9 protein-coding genes are annotated in these 11,000 nt (G+C 60.1%); 4 read left to right on the forward strand and 5 right to left on the reverse strand.

The features are described from left to right. Positions 1-66: 66 nt before the first annotated feature. The 5 genes from F7R06_RS15455 to F7R06_RS15475 all read right to left on the reverse strand — a co-directional run bounded on the left by F7R06_RS15455 (position 67) and on the right by F7R06_RS15475 (position 5,327). Positions 67-1,164: a polyamine ABC transporter substrate-binding protein gene (locus F7R06_RS15455; protein WP_090320152.1), complete on the reverse strand. Its 1,098-nt coding sequence runs from the start codon at positions 1,162-1,164 to the stop codon at positions 67-69. Between the two features lie 178 nt (positions 1,165-1,342). Then, entirely contained in the window at positions 1,343-2,227 is an 885-nt protein-coding gene (locus tag F7R06_RS15460; RefSeq protein WP_090320155.1) for an ABC transporter permease subunit, read from the reverse strand. Continuing rightward, positions 2,224-3,105 (reverse strand): ABC transporter permease subunit, encoded by an 882-nt coding sequence (locus F7R06_RS15465; RefSeq protein ID WP_162842386.1) that lies wholly within the window; start codon positions 3,103-3,105, stop codon positions 2,224-2,226. Before F7R06_RS15465 ends, F7R06_RS15460 begins: the two co-directional genes overlap by 4 nt. Before the next feature lie 29 nt (positions 3,106-3,134). Next, positions 3,135-4,277 carry a polyamine ABC transporter ATP-binding protein gene (potA, locus tag F7R06_RS15470; protein WP_090320161.1) on the reverse strand — a complete coding sequence of 381 codons (1,143 nt, stop codon included), beginning with the start codon at positions 4,275-4,277 and terminating at the stop codon, positions 3,135-3,137. A gap of 288 nt (positions 4,278-4,565) precedes the next feature. Continuing rightward, positions 4,566-5,327: a gamma-glutamyl-gamma-aminobutyrate hydrolase family protein gene (locus F7R06_RS15475; RefSeq protein ID WP_090320164.1), complete on the reverse strand. Its 762-nt coding sequence runs from the start codon at positions 5,325-5,327 to the stop codon at positions 4,566-4,568. Between the two features lie 283 nt (positions 5,328-5,610). Between F7R06_RS15475 and F7R06_RS15480 the strand changes: the two genes are divergently transcribed. From F7R06_RS15480 to F7R06_RS15495, 4 genes are all read left to right on the forward strand, one after another. Continuing rightward, positions 5,611-6,987 carry a glutamine synthetase family protein gene (locus F7R06_RS15480; RefSeq protein WP_090320167.1) on the forward strand — a complete coding sequence of 459 codons (1,377 nt, stop codon included), beginning with the start codon at positions 5,611-5,613 and terminating at the stop codon, positions 6,985-6,987. Between the two features lie 188 nt (positions 6,988-7,175). Then, the gene (locus F7R06_RS15485) at positions 7,176-8,666 is read left to right on the forward strand and encodes an aldehyde dehydrogenase (protein ID WP_090320169.1); all 1,491 of its coding nucleotides are present in this window, start codon (positions 7,176-7,178) and stop codon (positions 8,664-8,666) included. A gap of 53 nt (positions 8,667-8,719) precedes the next feature. Next, a complete protein-coding gene (locus F7R06_RS15490; protein WP_090320172.1) occupies positions 8,720-10,003 on the forward strand; it encodes an NAD(P)/FAD-dependent oxidoreductase in 1,284 nt (427 codons plus the stop codon). Positions 10,004-10,318: 315 nt separating this feature from the next. Beyond that, positions 10,319-10,867 (forward strand): cupin domain-containing protein, encoded by a 549-nt coding sequence (locus F7R06_RS15495; RefSeq protein ID WP_007938772.1) that lies wholly within the window; start codon positions 10,319-10,321, stop codon positions 10,865-10,867. The last annotated feature ends 133 nt before the right edge of the window (positions 10,868-11,000 follow it).

An 11,000-nucleotide genomic window follows, 5' to 3' on the forward strand; every position in this document is an offset into this window, starting at 1 on the left:
GTAAGGCGCTGCATGAACGTAAATCGGACAATCAAATTTCAACCGGCACACCCACAGGGTGATGTGTTACTTACCCAGCTTCACCTTGGTCCAGCCCCGGGTCATCACCCGCTGCACACCGATCGGCATGTCGGGAATGGCATACAGGGTCGCCATCACTTCCTGGGGTGGATACGAACCCGGATCGTTGCGAATCGACTCATCCACCAGCGGCGTGGCGGCCGCGTTGGCATTGCTGTAGCCGACGTTGTTGGTGATCTCGGCGATGATGTCCGGGCGCATCAGGAAATTCATGAACAGGTGGGCGTTCTCGACGTTGGCGGCATCACGCGGGATGGCGACCATGTCGTAGAAACTGCCGGCCCCTTCTTTGGGGATGCTGTAGTCGATCTTCACTTTGTCGCCGGCTTCCAGGGCGCGGGCCTTGGCTTGCAGCACGTCGCCGGAGTAACCGACCGCCACGCAGATGTTGCCGTTGGCCAGGTCCGAGATGTACTTCGAGGAGTGGAAGTACGCCACCGACGGGCGAATCTTCATGAACAGCGCTTCGGCTTGCGCGATGTGTTGCTTGTCCTGATCGTTCACCGGGTAGCCCAGGTAATGCAGGGCGGCCGGGAGCATCTCGGTCGGCGAATCGAGGAAACTGATGCCGCAGGCTTTGAGTTTTTCCGCGTTCTCCGGTTTGAACAGCAGGTCCCAGGAATTGGTCGGGGCATTGGCGCCGAGCACTTCCCTGACCTTGTCCGGGTTGAAGCCGATGCCGATCGAACCCCACATGTACGGGAAGGCATGGCTGTTACCGGGATCACTGGCGGAGGCGTTTTTCAGCAGGACCGGATTGAGGTTTTTCCAGTTCGGCAGCTTGGATTTATCCAGTTCCTGATAGACCCCGGCCTTGATCTGCTTGGCCAGGAAACTGTTGGAAGGGACGACGATGTCGTAGCCGGATTTGCCCGCCAGCAGGCGTGCTTCAAGGGTTTCGTTACTGTCGAACACATCGTAGGTCACCTGGATGCCAGTCTCGTCTTCGAACTTCTTGACGGTATCCGGGGCAATGTAATCCGACCAGTTGTAGACGCGCAGTACCTTGTCATTGGCCTGGGCGCCGGTGGCAATCGCGCCCAATAAGGACAGTGTCAGCAGAGTCCTGCCAAACATTTTCATCGGTACAACTCCATTTCTTTTCTTATTCAAATACACAAAACAAAAATGCGGTGGCGCTTGTGTGCCCTGTAGGAGCGAGCTTGCTCGCGATGGACGTCAACGATGACGTGGGCTGCCTGAATTAACGCGGCGTCCTTGGGGCCATCGCGAGCAAACTCGCTCCTACAGGTCGGCGGCACTAGGCCGTCGCTTCTACCATTTGCTTTTTAGGTTGCTGCCACGATTCGCTGGCAGTCTGGTCCATCGCTTCCTGGATCGCCCGCTTGCGGGTGGCTTCGGCACGGCGACTGAAATACCAGACCATGAAGGTCACGATCGAGACCGCCAACAGGATCAGGCTGGCCACGGCGTTGATCTCCGGCTTCACGCCCAGACGCACCGCCGAGAACACTTCCATCGGCAGGGTCGTGGAACCCGGGCCGGAGACGAAGCTCGCCAGTACCAGGTCATCCAGCGACAGGGCGAACGACATCATGCCGCCGGCGGCGAGGGAGGGCGCGATCATTGGAATGGTGATCAGGAAGAACACCTTGAACGGCTTCGCACCCAGGTCCATGGCCGCTTCTTCGATGGACAGGTCCAGCTCGCGAAGGCGCGCGGAGACTACCACTGCCACATAGGCGGCACAAAACGTGGTGTGGGCGATCCAGATGGTCACGATGCCGCGTTCCATCGGCCAGCCAATCAACTGCGCCATGGCCACGAACAGCAGCAACAGCGACAGACCGGTGATCACTTCCGGCATCACCAGCGGTGCGGTGACCAGGCCGCCGAACAGCGTGCGACCCTTGAAGCGGGTCACGCGGGTCAGGACGAACGCCGCCAGTGTTCCCAGGGCCACGGCCGCCAGCGCGGTGTAGCACGCGATTTCCAGCGAGCGCACCACCGACCCCATCAACTGGGTGTTGTCGAGCAGGCCGGCGTACCACTTGAACGACCAGCCACCCCATACCGTCACCAGTTTCGAGGCGTTGAACGAGTAGATCACCAGAATCAGCATCGGCAGGTAGATAAACGACAGGCCGAGCACCAGCATCATTTTTGAAAAGCCGAAACGTTTCATCCTCGTGCCTCCATTTCTTTGGCCTGACTGCGGTTGAACAGCAGGATCGGCACAATCAGGATCAACAGCATCACCACCGCCAGGGCGGACGCCACCGGCCAGTCGCGGTTATTGAAGAACTCTTGCCACAGCACGCGACCGATCATCAGGGTCTCCGGGCCACCGAGCAGTTCCGGGATCACGAACTCACCGACCACTGGAATGAACACCAGCATGCAACCGGCGATGATGCCGTTCTTGGCCAGTGGCACGGTGATTTTCCAGAAGCTGTTGAAGGTGCTCGAACCCAGGTCCGATGCGGCTTCCAGCAGGCTCTGATCGTGCTTCACCAGGTTGGCGTACAGCGGCAGGATCATGAACGGCAGATACGCATACACCACGCCGATATAAACGGCGGTGTTGGTGTTGAGGATCTCGATCGGGTGATCGATCAGCCCGGTCCACAGCAGGAACGCATTGAGCAAACCGTTGTTGCTGAGGATGCCCATCCACGCGTAGACGCGGATCAGGATCGCGGTCCAGGTCGGCATCATGATCAGCAGCATCAGGACGTTTTGCGCTTCCTTGCTCGCCTTGGTAATGGCGTAGGCCATCGGAAAACCGATCACCAGGCACATCATTGTGCTGAACAGCGCGACCTTCAACGAACCCAGGTAGGCGGAGAGGTACAGCTCATCTTCGCCCAGCAAGGTGTAGTTGCCGATGTTGAGCATCAACTGGAATTTCTGCTCGGCGTAGGTGTAGATCTCCGAGTAGGGCGGAATGGCCAGGGCCGCTTCCGAGAAGCTGATCTTCATCACCAGGAAGAACGGCAACAGGAAAAACAGGCACAGCCACAGGAAGGGAATCCCGATGACGAATTTTCGTCCACTGGGCACCAGGCGCAGGAATTGCTGATTGAAGGTTCTCATGCGCGCAGTACCACGCCGCTGTCGTCTTCCCACCACACGTAGACCTGATCGTCCCAGGTCGGACGTGCGCCACGGCGTTCGGCGTTGGCCATGAACGACTGCACGACTTTGCCGCCAGGCAACTCCACGTAGAACACCGAGTGACCGCCGAGGTAGGCGATGTCGTGCACCTTGCCGCTGGACCAGTTGTAGCGGGCCTCTGGCTTGGTGGTGCTGACCAGCAGTTTTTCCGGGCGGATGGCGTAGGTGATCGACTTGTCCTGCACCGAAGTGCTGACGCCGTGACCGACGTAGATCTTCTGTTCCAGGTCCGGGCTGTGAATGATCGCGTAGCCTTCCAGGTCTTCGACGACGGTGCCTTCGAAGGCGTTCACGTTGCCGATGAACTCGCAGACCATGCGGCTGACCGGTGCTTCATAGATGTCGACGGGGCTGCCGATCTGGGCGATCCAGCCCAGGTGCATGATGGCGATGCGCTGGGCCATGGTCATGGCCTCTTCCTGGTCGTGGGTCACCATCACGCAGGTCACGCCCACGCGCTCAATGATTTCCACCAGTTCCAGCTGCATCTGCGAACGCAGCTTTTTATCCAGTGCGCCCATCGGTTCGTCGAGCAACAGCAGCTTCGGACGCTTGGCCAGGGAGCGGGCCAGGGCCACGCGCTGACGCTGGCCGCCGGACAACTGGTGGGGTTTGCGCTTGGCGTACTGGGTCATGTGCACCAGACGCAGCATTTCTTCCACGCGGGCTTCGATTTCCGCGGCAGGCAAACGGTCCTGCTTGAGGCCGAAGGCGATGTTCTGCGCCACGGTCATGTGCGGGAACAATGCGTAGGACTGGAACATCATGTTGATCGGCCGCTCGTAGGGCGGCATGTCGGTGATGTCGACACCGTCGAGCAGGATCCGGCCTTCGGTCGGCCGTTCGAAGCCGGCGAGCATGCGCAGCAGCGTCGATTTGCCGGAGCCGGAGCCACCGAGCAGGGCAAAGATTTCGCCTTGATGGATTTCCAGGGACACATCGTCCACGGCGGTGGTTTCGTCGAATTTCTTGGTGACGCGGTCGACTTTCACCAACACCTTTTTCGGTGCCTGGTGACCTTCAAGAGCCTTCCGGTAGATGCTGGAGGCGTTTGCCATTTGAAACTCCCAACAGGTTTCAGTCGTCGGGCCAACGCGGCCTGACTTAATAGTTGATTGCAAACCCTTGCCGGGCGGTGTCAGTCAGTCGAAACGCTGGTCCCACAGGGTCTCGCGTTTGACTCACTGGCCCGCACGCTCGGGTTTATTCGGCGCCGCCGTCCTGGCTGCCTGGTAGTACTTGTTGTTATTGCAGTGTGTTGTTGTCGTGAGGGACCGACGCGCACAAGCGCGCCCGCCTGACTCACGGGGGCAGTGAAATCGTTGAATCGTGTTTGAGGTCGTCAGTCAGCGCCCATGACGCAGCGCCGCCCGTTGCCGGCACGCCTCACCAAACGCCTGGAAAATTCTCAAATAAGGAGGATTCGACAGGACCTGCCATTCCGGGTGCCATTGCACGCCGAGGGCGAAGGCCTTGCTGTGCTCGACCGAGACCGCTTCGATCAGGCCGTCCGGCGCGAGCGCTTCGGCGCGCAGGCCGGGGGCGAGTCGGTCGATGCCCTGGCTGTGAATCGAATTGACCTGGAATTGCGTGGGCAGGTCCAGTGCCTGGAACACGCCGCCCGGTTGCACGTCGACGGTGTGCGCCGGTGCGTATTGCACCGCCAGGTCAGGGTGGTTGGCTTCACGATGATCAAGGAAGCCGGGCAATTCATGGACCTTCTGATGCAGGCTGCCACCGAACGCCACGTTCATCTCCTGAAAGCCGCGGCAGATGCCGAGCACCGGGACGCCGGCCGCAATGGCCGCACGGATCAGGGGAAGGGTGGTGCGATCCCGCTGGGGATCGTGTTCCGTGCCGGGAGCGCTGTCCGGGCCTTGATAGTGGAAAGGTTCCACGTTCGAAGGCGAGCCGGTCAGCAACAGACCGTCGAGCTGCGGCAGCAGGTCCTCGATTTCGGTCAGTTCAGCCAGGGAAGGAATGACGACAGGCAGCCCCAGTGCGGCAACGCTGACAGCACGCAAGTACTTGTCGCCGCTGACGTGGTAGGGATGCAGGCCAATCTGTTTGACGCATGCAGTAACGCCGATCAATGGCTTGAATGCCATTTTTATCACCTCGAAGTTTCACACTTGAACGAGCTTTTCCGGAGCTTAGCCTTGTTGATTTTAATTAACAACTCTCATGTAAAAAATTCTAAACGCCGCACGTCTGAAGATCAGGATTTACGCGTGTTTGAGGGGGTGTCTGGCACTCTCGTGCTTCTGAGAGGCCCAAAAATAAACGCTGAAAGGCTCAGTGTTCGCTATTGACTTCACTTTGCCTTTCGGATTGACTGGGCTCGTGAAAGGGCGGTGAACATAATAATTAACAGTAAAAAATAGGTGCATCATGTCGGTCCCTCTGCGTACCGTTCAACTCAACGAAGCAAACGCATTCCTTAAGAAATATCCTGAGGTTTTGTACGTCGACCTTCTGATTGCGGATATGAACGGTGTGGTGCGCGGCAAGCGCATCGAACGCACCAGTCTTCATAAGGTTTACGAGAAAGGCATCAACCTGCCGGCGTCTCTGTTTGCTCTGGACATCAACGGCTCGACGGTGGAAAGCACCGGCCTGGGTCTGGACATCGGCGACTCCGACCGTATCTGCTACCCCATCCCTGGCACCCTCAGCATCGAGCCCTGGCAGAAGCGCCCGACCGCGCAACTGTTAATGACCATGCACGAGCTGGAAGGCGAGCCGTTCTTCGCTGACCCGCGTGAGGTGCTGGCCAATATCGTGCGCAAGTTCGATGACATGGGCCTGACCATCTGCGCCGCGTTCGAACTGGAGTTCTACCTGATCGACCAGGACAACGTGAACGGTCGTCCGCAGTCGCCACGTTCGCCGGTCTCCGGCAAGCGTCCGATGTCGACCCAGGTGTATCTGATTGACGACCTCGACGAATACGTCGACTGCCTGCAAGACATCCTCGAAGGCGCGAAAGAGCAGGGCATCCCGGCTGACGCCATCGTCAAGGAAAGCGCCCCGGCGCAGTTCGAAGTCAACCTGCATCACGTGGCCGATCCGATCAAGGCGTGCGACTACGCGGTCCTGCTCAAGCGTCTGGTGAAGAACATCGCCTACGACCACGAGATGGACACCACCTTCATGGCCAAGCCGTATCCGGGCCAGGCGGGCAACGGTCTGCACGTCCACATTTCGGTGCTCGACAAAGACGGCAAGAACATCTTTGCCAGCGAGGATCCCGAGCAGAACGCCGCGCTGCGACACGCGATCGGCGGTGTGCTCGAGACCCTGCCGGCACAGATGGCGTTCCTCTGCCCGAACGTCAACTCCTACCGTCGTTTCGGCGCACAGTTCTACGTGCCGAACTCGCCAAGCTGGGGCATCGACAACCGTACCGTGGCGGTACGCGTGCCGACCGGTTCGCCGGACGCCGTGCGCATCGAACACCGCGTGGCCGGTGCCGACGCCAACCCGTACCTGCTGATGGCTTCGGTCCTGGCGGGCGTGCACCACGGTCTGACCAATCAGATCGAGCCGGGCGCCCCGGTGGAAGGCAACAGCTACGAGCAAAACGAACAGAGCCTGCCGAACAACCTGCGCGATGCACTGCGCGAGCTGGACGACAGCGAAGTCATGGCCAAATACATCGACCCGATGTACATCGACGTGTTCGTGGCGTGCAAGGAAAGCGAGCTGGCCGAGTTCGAGAACTCCATCTCCGACCTTGAGTACAACTGGTACCTGCATACCGTTTAACGGGCAGAACCCAATGCAACACCTGTGGGAGCGAGCCTGCTCGCGATAGCGGCGGATCAGTCAGCATTAATGTCGTCTGACACTCCCCATCGCGAGCAGGCTCGCTCCCACAGGGGACTGCATTTCAATACCTTGATTGGCGGGCATTCAGCCCGAGACCATCTATTCCCCTGCGTCGAGTCACAACAATGACAATTACTCGCAGCGACTGGGAGCAACGCTTCCAGTCCCTAACCATTGAAAGCCGCGCCTTCATCGACGGCCAGTACTGCGCGGCCGCCAGTGGCGCCACGTTCGAATGCATCAGCCCGGTGGACGGCCGCTTTCTGGCGAACGTTGCCAGCACCGACGAAGCCGATGCCAACGCCGCCGTCGCCGTTGCCCGCCGTACCTTCGAGTCCGGTGTCTGGTCCAGACTGGCCCCGGTCGAGCGCAAGCGCGTCCTGATCCGTTTCGCCGATCTGATCCTGGCCCACCAGGAAGAACTGGCGTTGCTCGAAACCCTCGACATGGGCAAGCCGATCAGCGACTCCATGAGCATCGACATCCCGGCGACCGCCAACGCGATCCGCTGGACCGCCGAAGCCATCGACAAGATCTACGACGAAGTCGCCGCCACGCCCCACGATCAACTTGGCCTGGTCACCCGTGAACCGGCGGGTGTGGTCGCGGCCATCGTGCCGTGGAACTTCCCGCTGATCATGGCCAGCTGGAAATTCGCCCCGGCCCTGGCGGCGGGCAACTCGTTCATCCTCAAGCCTTCGGAAAAGTCGCCATTGACGGCGATCCGCATCGCGCAGCTGGCGCTGGAGGCGGGCATCCCCAAAGGCGTGTTCAACGTCCTGCCGGGCTTCGGTCACACCGTCGGCAAAGCCCTGGCGTTGCACATGGACGTCGACGTGCTGGCCTTCACCGGCTCCACGGCGATCGCCAAGCAACTGATGATCTACGCCGGGCAGAGCAACATGAAACGCGTCTGGCTGGAAGCCGGCGGCAAGAGCCCGAACGTGGTGTTTGCCGACGCACCGGACCTGCGCGCAGCCGCCCAGGCGGCCGCCAGCGGTATCGCCTTCAACCAGGGCGAAGTCTGCACCGCGGGCTCGCGCCTGCTGGTGGAGCGCTCGATCCGCGATCAGTTCATCCCGCTGTTGGTCGAAGCCCTGCAGGCCTGGAAACCGGGGCATGCACTCGACCCTGCGACCACCGTCGGCGCCGTGGTCGATCAACGTCAACTGGACAACGTGCTGCGCTACATCGGCATCGGCCAGGAGCAGGGCGCTCAACTGATCGCCGGCGGCAGCCGCACCCTCGAAGAGACCGGCGGCCTGTATGTGGAACCGGCGATTTTCGACGGCGTGACCAACGCCATGACCATCGCCCGTGAAGAAATTTTCGGCCCGGTGCTGTCGCTGATCACCTTCGACACCGCCGAAGAAGCGCTGGCGATTGCCAACGACAGCATCTTCGGCCTGGCGGCCGGGGTCTGGACCAGCAACCTGAGCAAGGCCCACACCTTCGCCCGTGGCCTGCGCGCCGGCAGCGTCTGGGTCAACCAGTACGACGGCGGCGACATGACCGCGCCGTTCGGCGGGTTCAAGCAGTCGGGTAACGGTCGGGACAAATCGCTGCATGCGTTCGACAAGTACACCGAACTCAAAGCGACCTGGATCAAGCTCTAAGACCTTTTAAGCGGCGGTCGCCGGCACGTTGCTGGCGACCCTCGGAGAAACCTATGAAACAGACACATGTAAACAGCTACTACGCCGCCACTCGTAACTTCACCGGCGACTTCCCGGTGCTTGAAGAACTGGTGGAGTGCGATGTCTGCGTGATCGGCGCCGGCTACACCGGCCTGTCCTCGGCGCTGTTCCTCGCCGAAGCGGGCTACAGCGTCACCGTGCTGGAAGCCGCCAAGGTCGGCTTCGGCGCCAGCGGTCGCAACGGCGGTCAACTGGTCAACTCCTACAGCCGTGATGTCGATGTCATCGAAGAGCGCTATGGCGACAGGACGGCCGAAGTCCTGGGCAGCATGATTTTCGAAGGCGCCGACATCATCCGTCAGCGCATACAGCACTACGACATCCAGTGCGACTACCGCCCGGGCGGCATCTTCGCGGCGATGAACAAGAAGCAACTCAAAGGCCTGGCCGAGCAGAAGAAAAGCTGGGAACGCTACGGCAACAAGAACCTGAAAATGCTCGACGCGGCCGACATCAAGCGCGAAGTGGGTTCCAACGCTTACGTCGGCGGCCTGCTGGACATGCAGGGCGGCCATATTCACCCGCTGAACCTGGCCCTCGGCGAGGCTTCGGCGATCATTGGCCTGGGCGGCAAGATCTTCGAACAATCGGCCGCGGTGGAAATCACCTACGGCGAACCGATCACCGTGCGCACCGCCAAAGGCGTGGTCCGTGCCAAGTACCTGCTGATCGCCGGTAACGCCTATTTGCCCCAAGGCCTGGACAACCGCGTCACCAGCAAGAGCATGCCGTGCGGTTCGCAAATCGTCGTGACCGAGCCGTTGTCGGAGCAACAGGCGCGCAGCCTGATCAAGAACAACTACTGCGTCGAAGACTGCAACTACCTGCTCGACTACTACCGCCTGACCGCCGACAACCGCTTGCTCTACGGCGGTGGCGTGGTTTACGGCGCTCGCGAGCCGAATGACATCGAGCAACTGATCCGCCCGAAAATCCTCAAGACTTTCCCGCAATTGAAGGACGTGAAGATCGACTACCGCTGGACCGGCAATTTCCTGCTGACCATGTCGCGTATGCCGCAGTTCGGCCGCATCGAGAAAAACGCCTACTACATGCAGGGCTACAGTGGCCACGGCGTCACCTGTTCGCACCTGGCCGGCAAACTGATCTCGGAAATGATCCGTGGCGACGCCGAACGCTTCAACGCGTTCGCCTCGTTGCCACACATGCCAATGATCGGCGGGCGCACCTTTTCGGCGCCGCTCACCGCGATGGGCGCCGCGTATTACTCGCTGCGCGACCGTTTCGGTATCTAGGCTTTACCTCGCCGGCGACCACCCCAAAAGGTGTCGCCGGCTTTTTAATACCTGAAACACCGCCGCGCCCTGTAGGAGCCAGCTTGCTGGCGATGAGGCCATATCAGCCAAAATGGATGCCCCCTGATACACCGCCATCGCGAGCAGGCTCGCTCCTACAGGCTGTTTTTTTCCACCATTTATCGAACCTGCTGAGCAACACCAACAAACGTGATTTAATAGCCGCCTTTCACGGTTCAGGGACAGGGGAAACGGCAGGATCTGTGCCTGTTTTCCACCCCCATTACCCTTAAGTCGTTCTTACATAAGGCTGTCATGGATACGGGTTCTCGACTCAAATTAGTACGCGAAAGCTACAAACTGTCCCAGCGCGAGCTGGCCCGGCGTAGCGGCGTCACCAATGCCACCATCTCCCTGATCGAACAGAATCGCGTCAGTCCTTCCGTCAGCTCGCTGAAAAAGCTGCTCGAAGGCATTCCCATGTCCCTGGCGGACTTCTTCACCTTCGATCAACCCCCGCGCGAGCATCAATACGTCTTCCGCGCCAACGAACAGCCAGACCTGGGCCGCCACGGCCTGCGCCTGCTGCTGATCGGCGCCTCCGTGCCAAGCCGCCAGATGCGCTTGCTGCGCGAGCAATACGCACCGGGCGCCAGTTCCGGGGAAGAACCGATCGTGCACGCCGAAGGCGAAGAGTGCGGGTTGGTGACGCGGGGAACGGTTGAGTTGACGGTCGATGGGCAGGTCAGTGTGTTGAACGCCGGGGATGGCTATTACTTCCCGACAACTTTGCCCCATCGGTTCCGCAATATCGGGGCGGATGAGGCGGAGATTATCAGTGCGAATACGCCGGCGAACTTCTGATATCTGGCAACCTGGATCATCCCAAACATGTTCAACCTATGACCTACACAGCATGAGCATGATGTGCGCCTTCATGACCGCCTTTGGCGGGCTGTGAGTCCATGCGTTATAGAGATTGACCTGGTTACCCAAA

Origin of the sequence: Pseudomonas moorei (assembly GCF_008801475.1) — a bacterium.
GTDB lineage: Bacteria > Pseudomonadota > Gammaproteobacteria > Pseudomonadales > Pseudomonadaceae > Aquipseudomonas > Aquipseudomonas moorei.

Coding starts and splice junctions, on each gene's coding strand:
- F7R06_RS15475 (WP_090320164.1), bottom strand. CDS start 5,327: ATGGCATTCAAGCCATTGATCGGCGTTACTGCATGCGTCAAACAGATT.
- F7R06_RS15495 (WP_007938772.1), top strand. CDS start 10,319: ATGGATACGGGTTCTCGACTCAAATTAGTACGCGAAAGCTACAAACTG.
- F7R06_RS15460 (WP_090320155.1), bottom strand. CDS start 2,227: ATGAAACGTTTCGGCTTTTCAAAAATGATGCTGGTGCTCGGCCTGTCG.
- potA (WP_090320161.1), bottom strand. CDS start 4,277: ATGGCAAACGCCTCCAGCATCTACCGGAAGGCTCTTGAAGGTCACCAG.
- F7R06_RS15485 (WP_090320169.1), top strand. CDS start 7,176: ATGACAATTACTCGCAGCGACTGGGAGCAACGCTTCCAGTCCCTAACC.
- F7R06_RS15480 (WP_090320167.1), top strand. CDS start 5,611: ATGTCGGTCCCTCTGCGTACCGTTCAACTCAACGAAGCAAACGCATTC.
- F7R06_RS15455 (WP_090320152.1), bottom strand. CDS start 1,164: ATGAAAATGTTTGGCAGGACTCTGCTGACACTGTCCTTATTGGGCGCG.
- F7R06_RS15490 (WP_090320172.1), top strand. CDS start 8,720: ATGAAACAGACACATGTAAACAGCTACTACGCCGCCACTCGTAACTTC.